Annotated in this window: 15 protein-coding genes and 1 pseudogene; 7 read left to right on the top strand and 9 right to left on the bottom strand. The window is 61.0% G+C overall.

Features of this window, described 5'->3' with window-relative positions; translation table 11 throughout:
- The 3 genes from QZ409_RS14190 to QZ409_RS14175 all read right to left on the bottom strand — a co-directional run.
- Nucleotides 1-390 (bottom strand): AAA family ATPase (locus tag QZ409_RS14190; protein ID WP_296712542.1); only part of this gene is annotated, 390 nt, incomplete at its 3' end.
- Between the two features lie 1,034 nt (nt 391-1,424).
- The gene (locus tag QZ409_RS14180) at nt 1,425-2,180 is read right to left on the bottom strand and encodes an SPFH domain-containing protein (protein ID WP_296712538.1); all 756 of its coding nucleotides are present in this window, start codon (nt 2,178-2,180) and stop codon (nt 1,425-1,427) included.
- 30 nt (nt 2,181-2,210) lie between these two features.
- Nucleotides 2,211-2,678 carry a hypothetical protein gene (locus QZ409_RS14175; RefSeq protein WP_296712537.1) on the bottom strand — a complete coding sequence of 156 codons (468 nt, stop codon included), beginning with the start codon at nt 2,676-2,678 and terminating at the stop codon, nt 2,211-2,213.
- Between the two features lie 227 nt (nt 2,679-2,905).
- Between QZ409_RS14175 and QZ409_RS14170 the strand changes: the two genes are divergently transcribed.
- Entirely contained in the window at nt 2,906-3,220 is a 315-nt protein-coding gene (locus QZ409_RS14170) for a hypothetical protein (RefSeq protein WP_296712535.1), read from the top strand.
- A 158-nt stretch (nt 3,221-3,378) separates the two neighbouring features.
- Nucleotides 3,379-3,798: an RNA polymerase-binding protein DksA gene (dksA, locus tag QZ409_RS14165; RefSeq protein ID WP_283365054.1), complete on the top strand. Its 420-nt coding sequence runs from the start codon at nt 3,379-3,381 to the stop codon at nt 3,796-3,798.
- Between the two features lie 167 nt (nt 3,799-3,965).
- Here the strand turns inward: dksA and QZ409_RS14160 are convergent, their stop codons facing one another.
- Complete coding sequence (locus QZ409_RS14160; protein WP_296712532.1) at nt 3,966-5,111, bottom strand: hypothetical protein; 1,146 nt, start codon at nt 5,109-5,111, stop codon at nt 3,966-3,968.
- Nucleotides 5,112-5,403: 292 nt separating this feature from the next.
- On the opposite strand from QZ409_RS14160, the gene QZ409_RS14155 reads away from it, so the two are divergent.
- On the top strand, nt 5,404-7,917 hold the full coding sequence (locus tag QZ409_RS14155; protein ID WP_296712530.1) for a PAS domain-containing sensor histidine kinase: 2,514 nt from the start codon (nt 5,404-5,406) through the stop codon (nt 7,915-7,917).
- On the opposite strand, the gene QZ409_RS14150 is transcribed toward QZ409_RS14155, so the two are convergent.
- A complete protein-coding gene (locus QZ409_RS14150; RefSeq protein ID WP_296712528.1) occupies nt 7,868-8,875 on the bottom strand; it encodes a hydrogen peroxide-inducible genes activator in 1,008 nt (335 codons plus the stop codon). The genes QZ409_RS14155 and QZ409_RS14150 overlap by 50 nt on opposite strands.
- 143 nt (nt 8,876-9,018) lie before the next feature.
- On the opposite strand from QZ409_RS14150, the gene ahpC reads away from it, so the two are divergent.
- The 3 genes from ahpC to QZ409_RS14135 all read left to right on the top strand — a co-directional run bounded on the left by ahpC (nt 9,019) and on the right by QZ409_RS14135 (nt 12,349).
- A complete protein-coding gene (gene ahpC / locus QZ409_RS14145; protein WP_296712526.1) occupies nt 9,019-9,582 on the top strand; it encodes an alkyl hydroperoxide reductase subunit C in 564 nt (187 codons plus the stop codon).
- A gap of 117 nt (nt 9,583-9,699) precedes the next feature.
- Nucleotides 9,700-11,280 (top strand): alkyl hydroperoxide reductase subunit F, encoded by a 1,581-nt coding sequence (gene ahpF / locus QZ409_RS14140; protein WP_296712525.1) that lies wholly within the window; start codon nt 9,700-9,702, stop codon nt 11,278-11,280.
- A 247-nt stretch (nt 11,281-11,527) separates the two neighbouring features.
- On the top strand, nt 11,528-12,349 hold the full coding sequence (locus QZ409_RS14135) for an arginine deiminase-related protein (protein WP_296712523.1): 822 nt from the start codon (nt 11,528-11,530) through the stop codon (nt 12,347-12,349).
- A gap of 16 nt (nt 12,350-12,365) precedes the next feature.
- Here QZ409_RS14135 and QZ409_RS14130 read toward each other — a convergent pair whose 3' ends face one another.
- The 4 genes and pseudogenes from QZ409_RS14130 to QZ409_RS14115 form a co-directional block, all read right to left on the bottom strand.
- Entirely contained in the window at nt 12,366-13,619 is a 1,254-nt protein-coding gene (locus QZ409_RS14130) for a methyltransferase domain-containing protein (RefSeq protein WP_296712521.1), read from the bottom strand.
- A gap of 385 nt (nt 13,620-14,004) precedes the next feature.
- Entirely contained in the window at nt 14,005-14,955 is a 951-nt protein-coding gene (locus QZ409_RS14125; protein WP_296712519.1) for a rhamnan synthesis F family protein, read from the bottom strand.
- On the bottom strand, nt 14,942-16,309 hold the full coding sequence (locus tag QZ409_RS14120; RefSeq protein WP_296712518.1) for a methyltransferase domain-containing protein: 1,368 nt from the start codon (nt 16,307-16,309) through the stop codon (nt 14,942-14,944). Before QZ409_RS14120 ends, QZ409_RS14125 begins: the two co-directional genes overlap by 14 nt.
- Nucleotides 16,310-17,031: 722 nt before the next feature.
- A pseudogene (locus QZ409_RS14115) lies at nt 17,032-17,172 on the bottom strand (helix-turn-helix domain-containing protein); the annotation flags it as partial.
- 862 nt (nt 17,173-18,034) lie between these two features.
- Here QZ409_RS14115 and QZ409_RS14110 point away from each other — a divergent pair.
- The coding region (locus tag QZ409_RS14110; protein ID WP_296712516.1) for a VCBS repeat-containing protein at nt 18,035-19,726 on the top strand (1,692 nt) is incomplete at its 3' end.

The following is a 19,726-nucleotide window of genomic DNA, read 5'->3' as shown; positions in this document are numbered from 1 at the left end:
GTTATATTTGCGGCCGTCGCGGATCAACTCGACCGTATTGGCGGTCGCCCAGATGTCATAGGGCGACGGCTGAACGGGCACGAGAACCACATCGCTGGCCATGATCAAGGAGCGCGTCAGATGATCCAGCCGCGACGCGCCATCTATCACCACAATATCGTAATTGCGCCCCAGGGCAGGGATTTCGCGGTGGAGGATAGGCTCGGCCATGCCCTTCACGTCGAAGGGCGGCTCGTCATCGCGCGCCCCGACCCAAGAGAGCGCGCTACGCTGCGGATCGGCGTCCACCAGCAGCACGCGCGCGCCAGCGCGGCTGAAACAGGCCGCCAGATTGATCGCAATGGTCGTTCTTCCGACGCCGCCCTTCTGATTCATTATGCCCAAGATCATGAAGCGTCCTCTGAAAAGGATTGAGGCTTCAGTGCAGCAGATCATGGTTAATGAATCACTATGAAACGACATCAACTCTTTATATTCCAAGCTAAAGCACAAGTACTTCATGCTGCAGTGCCGAAGGCCTCCAATAAAAAGGATGCGCCGCAGCGCTTTCCCAAAGACTCACTGGCTTGGCAATTGTGGTGACATGATACCATTTCCTATTTTGCTATCGGAACGTCCACTGAGTGTGCGGCAGCCGCTGGCGCGACCTTCTGTCGTAGGACCGCAACAAGCCGCTTCCGGCGAACGCCGATTGGCAGGAAGCGGCGGGTTGCGGTCATGGGCCGGAGGCCTTCTGGACGCAGAACAGAGCGAGCCTCGACGGCAACTTGCGCGATCGAGCCGCCGCACACATTTGGCGCGAGGCGCGCATTTCGCAATATGGGGGGCAACATCAATCGGCGCGTTTGTTCGGCAGCGAACCGCGATGTCGAAAGGTATTATCCGCAAGTCTCGCGGTATCTGCGGCAGTTGCCCGCGCCCTGCTCGCCCAACTCTTCCTTATGCTGGCAAGCCCACCGCAATTGCTCACACCCCCTGCCCCGATGCCGATATTCCTCCCGAGGCCGATATTCTTCCCTAGGCCGATACTCCCCCCGGTCCCGGTCGCCGTCTATGCGGACGCCTCCCGGTCCAAACTCAATCTGTTGAGAATTTGCCGAAATGGGGAAAAAAAGAGCCGCCGCAGCAGCAATGGCGAATGCATATTTGCGCATTGAGAGTTCTCCTTACGTCGAATTGATCGTATTGGCGCGTTATTTTCGTGTTGTTTTTTCATCCATGCAAAACAAAACTCGAATCTGAAAGATTACCAGAAAATGAAGGCGGTTGTCGGCGCGGCTAAAACCAATAATATTGCGACGGTTTATCACGTTTATCCGTGCCTTTAGACCATGCGAGCATGCAGGCGCACATCACGGAATCAAACGACGGTAATTGAGAGCGTCCTGCGAAAACAGGCTCGGAAACTACTCAGACAGGGGCCGTCAATCGCCCGTTTTGCGGGCGAAAGCCCGCGCGGCTTCGACGAATTCGCTTGGCATCATCACGATCGTCATCGTGTTCTGCTCGGCGCCGACTTCGGTCAGCATCTGCATGCGGCGCAGTTCGAGCGCGGCTGGCGAGGTCATCATCTGCTCGGCGGCCTGACGCAATTTTTCCGCTGCTTCCGTTTCCGCTTCGGCCTTGATGAGCCGCGCGCGCTTTTCGCGCAACGCTTCGGCCTCCTGCGCCATGGCGCGCTGCATGGTCGGCGGAATTTCGACGCTTTTCATCGCCACGCGCTCGACCTTGACGCCCCAGGGCTCGGTGACTGCGTCGATGGCGCTTTGCAGCACGCCGGCAATCTGCGACTGCTCCTTGAGGATATCGTCAAGCGTGTGGCGGCCGATCACGTCGCGCAAGGTGGTAATCGCCACCTGGGTCACGGCGTCCTCGACATTGCGCACCTCGAAGACCGAAAGCTCGGCCTTGACGATGCGCCGCCAGATCACCGCGTCGATCTTGATCGGCACATTGTCGCGGCTGATCGCCTCCTGCCCCGCGACGGCCGTGGTGACGACGCGAAGGTCGACGCGGATCGCGACATCGACCAATGGAATGATCCAGAACAGGCCGGGGCCGCGCGTGGCGACATAACGGCCGAACCGCAGCACCACGCATCGTTCATATTGCCGCGCGATGCGCAAGCCGGCCAACAGCACGGCCAGAGCGAAAATGACGATCGGAAAAAGAAACTCCATCGGCGCTCTCCGCGGTTCAAAGCCGCCGCCTCACATCGCCTGGCGGCGCGCGCGCTCCATGGTCGAGAGCGCGTAAAAGCCGCGCGCGGTTGAGACCAGCCGTCCGGCCTTGAGCATGCGATGTAATTTTACAGAGAGGTTGCCCTTTGTAATTTCGAAGCCCATTTCAGTCAGTAGCTCGAAAACGGCGTCGACATGCATGCCGCCGGGCTCGCCTTCGAGCATTTCGACAATCATCGGCTCGATCTCGCTGGCCCGCTCGCTCGGCGGACGCCCCACTACCGACAGATAGGTCTCGCCGCGCCGCGCCTGGCCATCGCCCGCCGCCGCGAGAAACTCGACCGTCGACCGGCGCAGCTCCAGCCCTGCGGCAGGGTCTTTGGCTGAGAGGCCTGCGATGACGATCTCAAGCCGCGACAGCAGGCGGCGCGTCTCGTCGCGGGCTTCGCGCGCCGCCAGGGCAAGGAATTCCGCATTCTGTTCGAAAGTCGCGCTCATGCTGACATCCTTGCCGTCAAACGGGCCGTTCTCGGATTGCAAGCGCGCAGTCCGGAACATACAGAAAACATCCACAGTTTCGACAAAATTCTAGCGAAGCACGCCGGAAATTACGAATGAAATCTTTACATTTCATTCGCTATGATTAACACTCGTTACTGTAAATTAATCACGTTTATTGAAAAGTTTACACATTTCGCAGGCCGCCCGAACCAGAAGGAAAAAAAATGAAAAAAAGGCGATGGTTCCGTACCCAGGGCGCCCCCGGCGCGAGCGATCCCTTTGTCGCCACCCTGCTCCGCCTGCTCGTCGGTTCGTCCTCCGGCAAGCCCGGGACGGCCGCCCTGACGAAGCCCTGCCCGGACCCGTCGGCCTCGCTCGATTCAGGCGCCGAGGCCTGCTGGACCGCCAGCCTGCGCCGTGGCGACGACCTGCCGCCCTGCCGCCTCTCGATTCTCATCGCGTCCGGCGTCAGTTCGGCCATGCGGCTGGAGCCGTTTCGGCGCGAGGCCGAGACCAGTTCGCGCATCGCGGAGCTTTAACCGGCTCGAAGACCGCGCCAGACCAGAGGCAACGCGGCCGCTCTGCCCCGCCATTTTCATGCCACTGCTCTATTTTCAGGGATTCTCAAACGCTGGATTGTGGAGTTCCGCGCCGCGCTATATATAGGCCGCGCAATTCGTTGGGGAGATTTGAACTCATGGCCCCGGCCAATGAAACGGACACATACCGCCCGACTGACGACGAACCGTTCATGAACGAGCGGCAGAGAGAATATTTCCGCCGTAAATTATTGAACTGGAAAGACGAAATCCTTCAGGAGGCGCGCGAAACCCTCGCCGCCCTACAGGCTGAAAGCGAGAATCACGCCGACATCGCCGACCGCGCCTCGTCGGAAACGGACCGCGCCATTGAATTGCGCGCCCGCGACCGCCAGCGCAAGCTGATCTCGAAGATCGACGCCGCCATCGGCAGGATCGACGACGGCACCTATGGCTATTGCGAGGAAACCGGCGACCAGATTTCGCTGAAACGCCTCGACGCCCGCCCGATCGCGACCCTGTCGATTGAAGCGCAGGAACGCCACGAACGCCGCGAACGCGTCTATCGCGACGATTGAATCGCCCGAACTCCGGTTCGAGTCCAAAGCCGCGCTTCCCGGTGAGCGCGGCTTTTTTTCGTCCAGATTTTCTTGTTCGCCCGAATTTTCTTGGGCCGAGCGCCATAAACATTGCGGCGCGAAAGACGTCCCGCCCTTCGCGCCGCTTTTCTCTCAGATAAGTCGCATTATTTTTTCAGCGGACGGCCAAGCAACTTGGCCATTTCCTCTTCAAGCGAATCCAGCGGCTCGAAATCCGGATCTGGCCTGGAGTCCGGCTTGGCTTCGGGAGCGGAGTCCGCATGGGCCTCGGGCTCGCGCTCTGGCCGGGCGTCGGGGGCCGATGGCGGCACGAAGGGCGGCAAGGGCGGCAGCGGCGGCAAATTGGCCAGAGGCGAAGTAGGCGGAGGCGCGCTGGGCGTGGCCGATGGCTGCGGAGCGGCGGGCGTCTCGGCCGGAGGCTGATCGGAAGGCGGAGGCGGCGGGGCGCGACGCGCCAGCGGCGGCATGACGAAGCGCGGCTTGACGCCCGGTTCTCCGCCGCCTGCCGGATTTGGCGGCATGAAGCGCGAAGACGGCGTGAAAGACGGCGGCCGCGAGGGACCGACACGCGGCGGAAGAGGGAAACGCGACGGCGGACGCTCGGGCTGCGACTGGACAGGCGCGGCGGCGGGCGGCGGCGGAACGAAGGGCTCTAGCGGCGGAGGCGGCGGCGCAGGCTCCGGCGGAAGGACGGGCTCGGGCGGAAGGACGGGCTCCGGCTCGGCAATGAATTCGGGCGCGGGAGGCGGCGGAGCATCCGGCTCCGAAGGGCGCGGCATGGAGAGCGCCGGATCGAGCAGCGGATGCGGCGGAGCCGGCGAAAACTCCAGGTGCGGAGGCACAGGCGCTGGCAAGGGCGTTTGAGAGGGCGCGGGCGCGACAGGCTCGGCGGGCGGCGGCGGCTCGACCTGCGCGGCATGATGCGGGATCGTGGGCGGCGGCGCTGGCGGAGGCGCGATGCCCCCGGCGGCCTCGGCCACACGCGGCTGACGGGCCTCGCGCGGCTCGACCCGAACGATGCCGGATTCGACCAGAACATCGTTCGGACCGCCGATCATAAGCAAATGTTCGAGATTGTCCCGGCGCACCAGCAGCAACTGGCGCTCGCCATCGAGATCGAAGGATTCGACGAAGCCGAGCCGCAATTGGCGCGACCGCGACCCGCCCGGCAGACGCCGGCGCAAGTCAACCACGATCTCGACGATCTTGAGGATCAGAACGAACGCGACGAGAAATGCGACGCCCGCCAAGATCCAGGCCAGCATGCGATTGTCTTGAAAAAATGTCGGCATGGCCGCCGCCTACTCCTGAAAACTCCGACCAATTCACTTTTATCTATATCGCAGGGGCCGCGCCGCTGCGCAAGAAAGGTTAAAATTTGGTTAATTGGCATGAACATCCCGCGCCGGACGGCGACAATTCTCCTTTCAACCCGACCACGAATCCTTCAGATTATTGGCGCATAAAGGCGGAAGCGGCGCGCCTTCCCCCAGGCCGCCGCCCGGCGAAGCGTCGCCGGATTGCGGATTGTCCTCAATCGCGAAAATTTCGCGGGCGCCGGACGCGGTTGTTGCACAGGATTACATGAGCCAGACAAACCCCCATTCCAGCGTCGACCGTTCGGAGCGCGCGGGAAGCCCCGGCATGGTGCTGCTGCTCGCCGTAGCGCTCGTCGCGGTCATGGCCGGCTTTTCCTTTCTCCCGCATGATCACGCGACGCGGCTCATCCTGGCTCTGCTGGGCTTTCTCGCTTTCATCGGCATTTCCGCCCTGCTCGCCTATGCGGTCGGCTTCCTGCAAATGGCCGGGGCGCAATCGCGCAACGACGTCACCAAGATCATCGCGGATTCAAGCCCCGACGGCCTCCTCGTGACCGAGGGCGAAAGCAGGATCATCTACGCCAACGAGACCTATATGGCTTTGTCGGGGGCGGCGGACGGCCCGGGCCTGCGCACCGTCGATCGTCTCTTTTCCGGCGCGCCGGAAGTGGCGGAGCCGCTCTACCGGCTCGCGCAGGCGGCGCGCGAAGGCAAACGCGGCGCCGAGGAATTGCGCCTCACCCCGCCTTTGCTCGGCGAAGGCGAATTCGGCTGGTACCGCATCCGCGTCCGGCCCATCGAACGTCCCTCCGGCCCGCCGGCGGCCCTGTGGACCATTTCCGACGTCACCCGCGAGCGCGAGCGCCACGAGAACATCTTCCAGGAGCTGCAACACGCGATCGACTTCCTCGATCACGCCCCCGCCGGCTTTTTCTCGACCGACCCCAACGGCAATATTTCTTACATGAACGCCACGCTGGCGGGCTGGCTCGACTTCGACCTCGCCCAGGTCGGCTCGGGCGGCCTTGCCTTGCGCGACATCGTCGCCGGCGACGCCGCGGCCCTGCTCGACCCCGGCAAGGGGCCGCCCTCCGCCGTGCGCACCGAGCAGATCGACCTCGACCTGCGCCGCCGCGACGGGCTGCGCCTGCCGGTGCGCCTGCTGCACCGCGTCGCCTATGGCCATGACGGCCTGCCCGGCGCATCGCGCACGCTGGCGCTCAACCGCGCGCCCGGCGAGGAGCCCGCCGAGGAGGCCCGCGCGGCCGAAGTGCGCTTCGCGCGATTCTTCAATTCCACGCCCATGGCCATCGCGACGGTGGACCGCGACGGCGCGATCCAGCGTTCCAACGCCGCCTTCGCCAAATTGCTGCCGGGCGCGCTGCAGGACGTTTCCGGCGGCAAGAGGCTGATCGCCAATGGCATCGCCGAACCGCACCGCGAGGCGCTGCTGGCGGCCATCGCGGCGGCGGCGAGCGGCAGCGAGAGCAACGACCCGATTGACGCGGCGCTGCAAAACTCGCCCCGCTCGGCGCGGCTCTTCGTCAATCCCAATGACGAGGCCAACCTGCGCGGCGCCGTGGTCTTCGCGCTCGACACGACCGAAGAGCGCAACCGCGAGGAGCAGTTGCACCAATCCCAGAAAATGCAGGCCGTGGGGCAGCTTGCGGGCGGCATCGCCCATGACTTCAACAATGTCCTGACCGCGATCATCGGCTATTCCGAGCTTCTGCTCGCCAATCACCGCCCGACCGATCCGTCCTTCCAGGACATCATGCAGATCAAGCAGAACGCCAATCGCGCGGCTGGCCTTGTGCGTCAGCTGCTGGCCTTCTCGCGCCGCCAGACCCTGCGTCCGCAAGTGCTCCAGCTTGGCGACGTTCTGTCCGAATTGCAGATGCTCACCCGCCGTCTTGTCGGCGAGAAGATCGAGGTCGATCTGCGCCAGGGCCGCGACCTCTGGCTGGTCAAGGCCGATCTCAACCAATTCGAGCAGGTCGTCGTCAATCTGATCGTCAACGCCCGCGACGCCATGCCGGACGGCGGCAAGATTTTCCTGCGCACCAAGAATGTCTCGGCGTCCGAATGCGCGGCCTATGGTGAGAAACTGCTGCCCCCGGCCGATTATGTGGTGGTTGAGGTCGAGGACACCGGCACCGGCATTCCCGCCGACATCCGCGACAAGATCTTCGACCCCTTCTTCACCACCAAGGAATTCGGCAAGGGCACCGGCCTCGGCCTGTCGATGGTCTATGGCATCGTCAAGCAGACTGGCGGCTTCATCTTCTGTGATTCGCAGGTCGGGCGCGGCACCACTTTCCGCATCTTCCTGACCCGCCACATCCCGGTCGAGGCGCCGATGGAGGCGCCCAAGGTCGAGGAGGAGAAAAAAGGCTCCGCCGACCATACCGGGCGCGGCGTGGTGCTGCTGGTCGAGGATGAGGAAGCGGTGCGCGCTTTCGGCGCCCGCGCGCTGACCTCGCGCGGCTATACCGTGCTGGAGGCGGAAAACGGTGCCGACGCCCTCCGCGTGGTCGATCAGGCCCAGGACAGCATCGATCTCGTCGTGTCAGACGTGGTCATGCCGGAAATGGACGGCCCGACCATGTTCGGCGAATTGCGCAAGCGCGGCATCAAATGCCGCGTGGTCTTCGTCTCGGGCTATGCCGAGGACGCTTTCGCGAAAAACCTGCCCGAGGGCGAAGAATTTGGCTTCATGCCCAAACCCTTCACCCTGAAACAGCTGATCGAGACGGTGAAGGAGAATATGGGGACGTGAGGGCGGGCGCTTCCGCGCCTTCCATGCGCCCCTCTTCCATGTGCCCCTCTTGCGCCCCAGCCTTCAGCGCCCCGCTCAAAACCTCGCCCAATTGCCGGAACATGGCTTTGCGGCTCGATGACAGGCGCCAGGCCAGCGCGATGATGCGCGGCGGGCTGTCATCCTCCAGCGGCGTGGCGGCGAGGTTCAGGCCGCGCAGGATGCCGGCGTCGATGGCCATTTCTGGCACGAGGGTCACGCCCAGGCCATTGGCGGCCATCTGCACAAGAGTATGAAGACTGGTGCCCTGGAAACCGCTGTTGCGCCGCGCGCCCTCCAGCGAACAGGCGGCGAGCGCGTGCTCGCGCAGGCAATGGCCGTCCTCCAGCAGCAGCAGATCCTCCGCCGCCATATCCTGCGGGCGGATTTTCTTGCGCCCCGCAAGGCGGTGATCGGGCGGGAAGACCACATAAAAGCGGTCGCGCGACAGCTCCATCGTCTCCAGCCCCTCGCAGGGATAGGGCAAGGCGATGATCGCGGCGTCCGCCTGCCCGCTTTCGAGCCGGGTCAGAATGGGCGCCGATTGCTCCTCGCGAATGTAGATTTTCAGTTTCGGGAAGGCCTCGCGTAAAACCGGCATGATGCGCGGGATCAGGAACGGCCCGATGGTCGGGATCACGCCCAGTTGCAGCGCGCCAGAGAGCGGATCGCGCGCGTCATGCGCCGCCTCGACCAGCTCCTCGGCGGCGCGCAACAGGCTTTTCGCACGATCGGCGAGGTCAAGGCCCACGGCGGTCGGAATGACCACGCGCTTGGTGCGCTCCAGCAGCTTGACGCCGAGCAGCTCCTCAAGTTCCTGGATCGCGGCGCTGAGCGCGGACTGGCTGACGAGGCATTCCTCCGCCGCAGCGCCAAAATGGCGGCGCTCGACCACGGCGACGAGGAAACGCAATTGGCGAAGAGTGGGAAGCGGTATCATGAAACCGACATTAATCGAAAAAATAGATCAATAAAAATTATTTTTTGAATTTTACTCGATCAAGGGAGCCGTCTAGGTTCCGTTCGTCGAGGAATTGACGCGCCGCACAAAACGGACCGGCGGGTCTTACACCGGAGAAAAAAATGTCGCTCATCAATACCGAGATCAAGCCCTTCGCCGCCACGGCGTTGAAGCAGGGCAAATTCATCCCGGTCACCGAAGCCGATCTGAAGGGCAAATGGTCGGTGGTGTTCTTCTATCCGGCCGACTTCACCTTCGTCTGCCCGACCGAACTCGAAGACCTCGCCGAAAATTACGCCGCCTTCCAGAAGCTCGGCGTTGAAATCTACGCCGTCTCGACCGACACCCATTTCTGCCACAAGGCCTGGCACGACACCTCGCCGGCCATCGGCAAGATCGAATATACGATGGTCGGCGATCCGACCCACGCCATTTCGAAGAATTTCGAAGTCCTGATTGAAGAGGCCGGCCTCGCCGATCGCGGAACCTTCATCATCGATCCGGCCGGCAAGATCCAGACTGTCGAAGTCAGCGCCGGCGGCGTCGGCCGCGACGCTCTCGAGCTCCTGCGCAAGATCAAGGCCGTGCAATATGTCGCGAGCCACCCGGGCGAAGTCTGCCCGGCCAAGTGGAAGGAAGGCGAGAAGACCCTCGCCCCGTCGCTCGACCTCGTCGGCAAGATTTAATCCCGCCCAAAAGCCCTCTGCGGCGGCAAGGCTCCGGACCTTTTGGCCCGGAGCCACCTCCTTCGGAGCGGCCCTCCTCGGGCGCGTTTTCTCCCTCTCACCCGGAGCCCTTTCGCCATGCTGGAAGCCGCCATCAAGACGCAGCTGCAAACCTATTTCGAACGCATCGTCCACCCGATCCAACTGGTCGCCTCGCTCGACGACGGAGAAAAGTCGCGCGAGATGCTGGCCCTGCTGGAAGATATCGCCGCGCAATCGCCCAAGATCACGCTGTCGCGCGACGGGACCGACGCGCGCAAGCCCTCCTTCGCTATCAAGCGCGCGGGCACGGACGTCAGCGTGAGCTTCGCGGGCCTGCCGATGGGCCATGAATTCACCTCGCTGATCCTTGCCTTGCTGCAGGTCGGCGGCAATCCGCCGAAGGAATCCGCCGAGACGATCAAGCAGATCGAGGCGATCGAAGGCGAATATCATTTTGAGACCTATTTCTCGCTCTCGTGCCAGAACTGCCCGGACGTGGTGCAGGCGCTGAACCTGATGAGCGTGATCAATCCGCACATACACCATGTCGCGATCGACGGCGCCCTGTTCCAGGACGAAGTCGAGGCGCGCAAGGTCATGGCCGTGCCCGCCGTCTTCCTGAACGGCGAATTATTCGCGCAGGGCCGCCTGGGGCTGGAGCAGCTGCTGGCCAAGATCGACACGGGCGCCTCCGCGCGCGCCGCCGAGAAGCTTAAGGACAAGCCCCCCTTCGACGTGCTCGTCGTCGGCGGCGGCCCCGCCGGCGCGGCGGCCGCGATCTATGCGGCGCGCAAGGGCATCAATACGGGCGTGGTGGCCGAGCGTTTCGGCGGCCAGGTGCTGGACACAATGGCCATCGAAAATTTCATCTCCGTCAAGCATACCGAAGGCCCGAAAATGGCCGCCGCGCTGGAGCAGCACGTCAAGGAATATGACGTCGACATCATGAACCTGCAGACTGCGGTGGAGCTGATCCCCGCGTCGCAGCCCAATGGACTGGCGCAGGTGCGGCTGGCCAGCGGCGTGACGCTTTCCGCGCGCACGGTCGTCCTCTCCACCGGCGCCCGCTGGCGGCAGATGAACGTGCCCGGCGAGGACCAGTATCGCAACAAGGGCGTGGCCTATTGCCCGCATTGCGACGGACCCCTGTTTAAGGGCAAGCGCGTGGCGGTGATCGGCGGCGGCAATTCCGGCGTCGAGGCGGCGATCGATCTCGCCGGCATCGTCGCCCATGTGACGCTGATCGAGTTCGACAGCCAGCTGCGCGCCGACGCCGTGCTGCAGGATAAGCTGCGTTCCCTGCCCAATGTCCGGATCATCGTCTCGGCGCTGACGACCGAGGTGCATGGCGACGGCGACAAGGTGACCGGCCTGTCCTACAAGGACCGGACGAATGACACGTCGCATCGCGTCGACCTCGAAGGCGTGTTCGTCCAGATCGGCCTGTTGCCCAATACAGAATGGCTGAAGGGCGCGATCAAGCTCAGCCCGCGCGGCGAGATCGAGATCGACCGCCGTGGCGAGACCTCGGCCCATGGCGTGTTCGCCGCCGGCGACGCGACCATCTCGCCCTATAAGCAGATCGTCATCGCCATGGGCGACGGCGCCACCGCCGCGCTCTCGGCCTTCGACTGCCTGATCCGTCAGGCGCCTCTCGCCGCCTCGCAAGCCGCCTGACGACATCTCTTCTGGACCGCGATGAGTCGCGGTCTAGGAATCCCTCGCATAAGCCAAAAGGGCGTCGGATGACGCCCGTATCACGACGGGCTTTTGGGCGCAGTCGCGCCTAACCAATACTCACAGGTTCTCACCTGTGCGTCTTGGTATAAGACTTGGCCTGGCGGACCCAGCGTCCGCCGGGCTCCCCCTCGCCGGGGAAGCCATTCGCCTCTATGGTGTCGGCGCCGCCACGGGAGGCCCCGCCTTGGACGAAAAGCCGCGCCGCAAGACCATATTGATGTGCCCGCCGGACCATTTCGGCGTCGCCTATGTCATCAATCCGTGGATGGAAGGGCAAACGGCCCGCACCGATCCCACAGAAGCCCGAAAACAATGGCTCGGCCTCAAGGCCCTGATCGAGCCGCTCGCCGAAATCGCCGTAATGGCCCCGCAACCGGCTTTGCCCGATCTCGTCTTCACCGCCAACGCCGGATTTCCCATCGGCCGGCAGGTGGTCGTCAGCCGTTTCCGCTGCCCGGAACGGCGCGGCGAGGAGCCCTTTTTTCGCGCCTTTTTCACCGAGCGAGGCTTTGACCTCATCGACCCGCCGGACGAGCTGCATTTCGAGGGCGCCGGCGACGCGCTTCATGACGCCGCGCGCGACCTGATCTGGGTCGGCCACGGCTTTCGCTCACATGAGGACATCGCGCCCTTTCTCGAAGCGCGTTTCGCGAAACGCGCCATTTCGCTCGCCCTCGCCGATCCGCGTTTCTACCATCTCGACACCTGCCTCTGCCCCCTGCCCGACGGTTACCTGATGTATTTCGCGGGCGCCTTCGATGCGGCGTCGCGCGCGCGCATCGAAGCGATCGTCCCGGAAGGCAAGCGCATATGTGTGGAGGCCGCCGACGCCGAAACCTTCTGCTGTAACGCCGTCGCGCTCGACCGAAAAGTCATTCTCAATCAAGCCTCGCACGCCTTGCAGGAGCGTTTGCGCGAGGCCGGACTGACGCCCGCGCTCACGCCGCTATCCCAGTTCATCAAGGCTGGCGGCGCCGCAAAATGCCTGACGCTGGAACTCCAGTGAAGCGGAACCGGGACGCTCAAGCGTGATCGTAATGTCCGAAGGCGACGTCGGTGGACCAATGGCTGCTCAGCGGCTGGCCAATCTTTCGGGCGATTACGCCGCTTAAAAGCGGGGCGGGATCCTGCGTCATGCGGCTCGCTCCTGACCAAACAGGCGACGATGGCACGACAGATGCCTGGCCGAATTCACAGACATCGATGATTTCGAATCCAGTGCCTCGATTGAGGAGCCCCTGCCAGCCGTGCTGGCTGATACGCCAGAAATCCCAAGGTTCGGCATGGAGGGGCCAGATCGTCGGAACCCTTGCGATAAAGAGCCCCCCTTCCGCCAGAACGCGATTGCATTCGCGTATGAAATCAATGGGCGAGACGAGATGCTCCATAACTTCGGAGGAATAGACCGCAGCGACGGAGCCGTCGGCGACCCCCGGTCCCATTCGATGGGCATCGCCGACGATGTCGACATTTTCATGCGCCAGAATATCAAGTCCCAGATAGCGCCATCCGGAGGCGGAGACGAGCCTCCGCATCTGGACGCTCGCCGTTCCTCGCGCGCCAGCTTCAAGAAAAGGCATCGATTCATTCTTCAGGAGCGTCACGGATTCCAGATGGCGCTCGACGAGCGGAATCCATGGATCCTCATCGCTGGTGTTTGCCAGTTGCCGCAAAACATCGATGGCATGCGAAGATCCATCGTCAAAATGCGCCAGGATTTCAATCTGGCACACCTTGTCGGATTCTTCGACGTTCATCCGGGAGAAGTCCAGCAAATCAGCGAATAGCAGTGTAATGGCATGGCCTTCGTGAGCGAAATCAAAACCGAGCACATCGATCAGCGCGGGCGAAGGCACAGGGGCGCTTGGCTTCTGGGCCTTGAGGCGCACTGCATCCGGCGAGGCTGGCGTTCCTCGCATTCTCGTCAGAGGCGGGCTCCACGTCCACCACTGCGCATGCGCCACCGGATGCACGCTTATGAGATCGAGGCCGGCAAGCTTTGCGCCTGGCTTATGTATTTCGAATTGTACATGGATGTAATTGCGCAGGACGACTAAATTCTGGCACGCTACGATGACGCCGCCCCCGATGCTTGCCGATGCATGCGCCATGCTGCGGAACTTCAAGGGCGCGGGATTGGCAAGGAGCCTGAATGCGCCGATCGAGAACAAGACTTCGTCGGTTTCGTTCTCGGGCTCGCATCGCTCTTCGACGGCGAAAACATAGAACCATTCGACCAGCGAGCGGAAAGGGACGAAGCTCATGCGGATGTCCATCGTTCCATCCGCGCATAGGTCTATTTCGACGCCATTGACCTCCTCCGCCTGTGAAAGAACCGAGCCGTCGGAAGCGATCGTCACAACGGCTTTGTGCATCCGCGTCGCCTGTCCATGAACCTCCAGACGAATGGCGCTCGCGCTCCCGAGCCTTAATTTCATGCACGCGGTGTGGAGCGCGCCTGCCTTGAACGCGGCCAGAAAACCCACGCCGCGCTGGCCGGGCGCTGTCGAATAGACAGCAAGGAGATTTTCCGCTCCATAAGCCGGTTCGATGCGCGTATTGATGACCGCGGGTTGCGCCGAACGGGCAAATGTTACTTGGTCTGCGGCGATACCGGTGATTCCGCGGGTGGTCGAATGATAATATTTCATTTCTTCCGCTTCACCGTCTCGCAAACCGCAAATGTTCAAGGGCCGATGAGAAGTCACGCCCGTTTTTGCTCACCGCGGCCGCGACCTTATGCAGACCGGGGACGGACAGAGGATTCTGGCTGAGGAGATCGCGCTTCAGAAGAGGCGCCTGGAAATCTTCCAGCAGCCCCTCCCAGAACACATGAGCTGGATTGACGGGGCGCGCGGTCATTAGGGCATTCTCTATTCTTTCCACAAAGTCATTCTCGCTTCGGCTATCTCCATATCTTGGCCGGCGCCGATCAAACCAATCGTCGACCAAAGCTTCATATGGAGCGAGCGCGCCAACGCGGAAACCGTTGCGCAGAACGCTTTGGGTCAGTCCAATTTCGCCATGGCGAATGACATCAACCCTTTTACTGTGAATTGGAAGTTTATTCCAATATTTCCAGAATGACGCCGCCTTGAATAAGCTCCTGGAAATGAGCACAAAATAACTTTGTATGTGATAAGCGTGCTCGAACGATTCCGTTAAGCCCCATAAATCCGCTTTGCCGTCACCGACGTGAGAGCAAACTTCATCGATATTATTGCAAAACCCGTAACAAGAATCGTTCATCAGCAAAACCGCGCCCGGATCTGGGTTCAAGCGCCTGATGAAACGCAATCCATAGCGATAGGCCCCAAAATCGTGACCCAGATTTCTCCGGTGTATGATTTTCGCGCAATGCGGCAGCAACGCATCGAATCCGCGCGATTTCGGAGAATGCGAAATGAAAATAACGCGGAACCCCGCGTTAGCCAGCGCGGCAATCTGCTCGACGACATATCGGTGCACGACGCCGAATCGATCGTAGCTCACATAAACCGCGAAATGAGCGCTCGAATGTTGCGGGTCGACTCCGTCTAATTCGCGCCTTACTTCGCCGAGCAATAAGCTACTTCGCCCGACAAGGCGTGGCACGAATTCATCGAGCGTCATGAACCGTCAACTCCGATGGCGCTGCGAGAAATTGATCCAGGACCGATGTCAGCCCTTTAAGCGTGTGGCGCAAATCGCCTTCGCTGGTCCCCTCCGCACTGCACAGACTTACCGTGAGCGCTTCAGAAAGAGCAATGACATATTGCCGCTCCGCGAATGGAAGAAAATGCATCGCCTCTTGCCCAAATTGGCGATCGACATCGGCTCTGCGCGCCAAAACCTTGAGAGCCGCATCGAGCATCCGGAGCTTGGTGCGTCGGTCGTTACGAGAATGCCCAACATGGAGACCGCCGAAGAGAAGCGCGCCGCCAAGCCAGGAGGGAAAGCGATTCAAACCCGAAAGCGGTTTACGCATTTCGAGGAGCGCGCCGATTTCAGGGTTCTCGAGATCCAGTCCGTAATAATCCAACGCCACCCGCGTTAATCGATCATAGGCCGCCGCAGCCCACGCCTCATCGCCCGTATTCAGCGCATCCTTAAATAATCGACTCAAGGCGCCCGCGGACAGGTGCGGATTTTCATTGCCCGATAGCGTCTCTAGATAGTTGAAATAATCTCGCCAGGAGAATTTTGACGGATCAATAGCGGGAAGCGGCTTTCGACTGGCCCAGCACAAGGTTTGGTTCTCATGCTCCAGGACCCGGCAATACAGGCCGCGGCGCGTGAAAAAGCCCTTCAGCGCTTCGGGCGAGATGATCCCGAAATGAAACCCTGGAGAGAGCGCGGCAATCATGGCGCCCACGTCCGCATTGGCGTGAATGGCTGAGATCGCGGGAGTCGTCACCACGATGACGCCGTTGTCGGTGACGGCTTCAACCAGCGATCCAGCGTAAGCGTCAGGATCAGGCGTGTGCTCGATCACTTCACTGCTATAGACAATATCGAACCGTGCTTCTCGATTTTCGCTGAGAAATTCATCAAGATATTGGGAACGGACATCGATGCCGAGCTTCTCGCTACCAATTTCTCCATAGTTCGATGGCTCCAAACCGGTCGCCTTGCCGCCCCGCGACGCCCAAAAATCGACGACAAAGCCGAAACCGCACCCCGAATCCAAAAGGCTTCGATAGGGCGCAAGATCAAAAGCGAATAAGGGAGTCAGCATGTTGCTGATGCCTGCTCCAGCCTGCACATAGTCGAGCCACAACTCGTCCCGCATCTCCATTTCCGTGTATCTGAGGGCCGGATCTGCTCCATCAAAGAAAAATGAACCGCAGCCAGGGCATTCAAAAAGTTCGAAGGTGCGGCCTGGCGTCACGGCGTCAAGTAGATGGAGGCCGCCATGTTGACCGCAAATTCGACAAGCGAATTTAGCGCGGCGATTGCGGTCAGCGGCAAACAGCACGTCAAGCACGGGAAACCAGCCTTGGGTTAACGTGGCCGACACCGATCGGCACGGCGAACGGTTGCACGCGGAACAAAGACGATCCATGTCGTATAAGGATCAGATAACTCAATGCTAATTTTCTCGACGAACGTCAAGTCATGAATATACGACAACCGGCTAGCTGGTATACTCTTTCAAATGTCATTCTGCACATTGCCGACTGATTCCATTCTATAAAAACATCCTCACCTCTCTCGACCTCATCAAACGAAAGAGAGTCGCATCATCTCAATTGCAGCTCATACGCCAAGGGGTCGAATTTTCAGGGAATGACCTGACCTCGATGCGGAACAAAAAGGGGTACAGTGACGTCCCAAAAAAATACCAGAACACTCAAAGAACGTCCGACAAGAAGCCCCCCAAGACTCCGTCGATAGCGCCCAGATCGATCATGCAATAACATTTAACTCGGACTACCTCTTTGGCTGGCCAATCTACGAAACGGGCCCGACGGCCCCAACTCCGGAGATCCGAGCACAAGTCATCGACCTCTTCAATGGTTTCGGCGGCTATTCCAGCGCAGCGGCGGCGGTCAGCGCGTTGACGAGCGACGGGTCCCGCGGCAGCCTGCTATCGCTTGGCTCCTTCGGCGCGATCGACTTCGTTGGCATCGCGCCGTCATTAGTGCACGCTGGCTATTTCAAGATCGGGTGACCCGGTCTCAAGAGGGCCGCCCCAGTCTGTTTGCCGTCGATGAGCCCATTCGGACCATGCCCGTTGAACTTCACCACCCAGTCGCGAACGATTTGCCGCGTCACGCCGCCGATCTCGGCCGCCTATGCTTGGGTGGCGCCGTCATAGATCGCAGCCAAGGCCAAAAGCCGGCGCGCCTGGGCGCCATCCTTCGACCGTTTGGCCGCAGCCCTCGTCATGCGCGCATCAAAATCAACTCGAAGCGGAACAGCCACGGCGAACCTCTATCGTTCGCCTCTTGAATCAAACAAACGCTGATTCGGGAATTCCCCGCCGAGTCATGATTTCGAAGACTTGGTATAAGCCCTGTTTCCAGGGAGATAAGGTGCAGGAAAACTCGCAACGCGGTTAACAATTTGAGCGAATAACTCAATTTGTCTTGTATCTCTCAATCTGAACGCAACACTTTGCGTAATAAGCTTTCGTTAGCCAAATAAGAGAATGTCGGTCACGACGGAGTCGTTGCGAGGCCTAAGCTCGGGATGGGCCTGGATACAAATTTCTTCCGCGATCACCAACGCCCCGTGGAGAGCGTTCGTAGCCAGAGCGCGCGAATAATGGCGGGTCTGGCAGGTCCGATTCTCATTTTATCGCCCTGTGGGCGAATAGCATGGTTCTGCACGTTCGCGGGCTCACTTCATCTATGAGTTGGGCTCATTAGAGGTTTTGCAAGCGAAGTGGAAACCGGTAGGCGTGAAGAAAACGCGTAAAAACAAAAACTAGAGCCTCGATTCGATTCTAAGATGAACAAAATCTGAGGCGCGGGTTTCAACCTTCGCCGTGAGCCCGGGGCCGCCAGCGTCGGTTGTTCGTCATTGATCGCGCCCGTAGGCGTTGGTCAAGAAAGAGGGATCAGGCCAGTGATTTTCATGCCGCACGGACTCGGCTCATGCGGCCGTTTTTGCTCTCGCTGACGAAGCCCGAGCGCGGCGTGGTCAACGCCGTTGCGCGACGCGCTGCCGATGACGTGCAGACCCTCTCTTTTCGGGGAGTCCTCCAATGGTTGCGTCGTTTGTCAACTGGAGCCTGAACGGCATTTCCGACGCGGGCAATTATCCGCCGCAGAACGCGTTGGCGGTCGGGCCATCCTACGTGGTCACCGCTGAAAGCTCGGAGCTGGAATGGACAAATTTGTCCACAGGCGTCACTTCGGCGCCGTTGAGCTTCTATTCCTCCGCCTTGTTCGGAAGCACGGGCGTCACCTCGATTTATGACGCTCGTCTCGCCTATGACAGCTCCACCGGCTATTACGTATTGAGCGCGGTCGTGCTGAACAGCGACGGCAGTTACGGCCTCGATTTCGCCGTCGCAACGAATCCAAACGCCACCTGGACTGTCGCCAATCTCCCGGTCAGCCCGTCTGTGGCGGGAAGCCCAAGTTCACCCGACATGCCGGATATTTCTGTCGGCGGCGGCAAGATTTATGTAACGACGGCTCAGGTTTCCACAGGTCTGGTGGGCACCGCGCAGTGGGTTGTGCCCGAAAGCAGCGTCGCTGCCGGCGGCTCGATTACCGGCCTCACCGCGAGCGTCGATCCGGGCGCCAACGGCATCATGCGCCCGGTCACCGGCCTCTCGGGATCGACCTACACGACCTATTATTTCGGAGCTTATTCGAACGGCTCGCAGGTCGAACTGTCCTATCAAACCTACGACGCTACCAATGGCTTCAGCGCCGTGCAGACGCTTTCGCCCGGCAACGCCAGCATCGGCAACAGCGGCGGCAATTTCGCCGCTCCGCAGAATGGAACGACGCTACAACTCGACGCGCTGGACTCACGCATCCAAAGCCTAGCCTATGGCACAATCAACGGAAAGAATTACGTTTTCGGCGTCAGCGAAGTGCAAGCTTCGTCCACGTCGCAACCGGCAGTGGAATGGTTTCAATATGACGTCAGCAATCCCTCGTCGCCAGTGCTTGCCGGGCATGGCGAAATCACCGGCTCATCGACCGGGCTTGGCGCAGGCGTGGCGATCTTCAACCCTTCCATCGCCGTCAATGCCTCCGGTGACGTGCTGATCAATTTCACCGCTTCGTCGAGCACGACGTTTCCGAGTGACTATTACGTGGTCGCCGGGCCGGCCCTGATCTTCGGCGCGCCGACGCTGTATCACGCCAGCACGTCTTTTTTCGAATCGTCGGCAACCGCGACCGGCCTGCAGCGCTGGGGAACCTATTCGTCGGCGGTCGCGGATCCGAACAATCCGGACGGGTTCTGGATCTCTAATGAATATGTCAGCAACGACCCGAATCTGGTCAATATTCCAACCGGCTCCGGTGTGAATGCCTGGTGGGGTACGACGACTGCGCAAGTCATCGTCGCTACGCCGCCGAGAGTCGCCGGGGTCGGCGACTTCAATGGCGATGGCATGGCTGACGTACTTTGGCGCAACACCAACGGCGCGCTCTACGATTGGACCATGAACGGTTCGCGAATTGTGTCCAGTCAGCCAATCACCTACCAAGGCGCGGCGGTTATCCTCGACGCTTCCTGGAGCGTCGCCGGGGTCGCCGACTTCAATGGCGATGGCATGGCTGACGTTCTTTGGCGCAACACCAACGGCGCGCTCTACGACTGGACCATGAATGGTTCGCAAATCGGGTCCAGTCAGCCAATCACCTACCAAGGCGCGGCGGTTATCCTCGACGCTTCCTGGAGCGTCGCCGGGGTCGCCGACTTCAATGGCGAT

Origin of the sequence: Rhodoblastus sp. (assembly GCF_019449565.1) — a bacterium.
Lineage (GTDB): Bacteria > Pseudomonadota > Alphaproteobacteria > Rhizobiales > Beijerinckiaceae > Rhodoblastus.
This window is presented reverse-complemented; position numbering and strand designations above follow the sequence as displayed.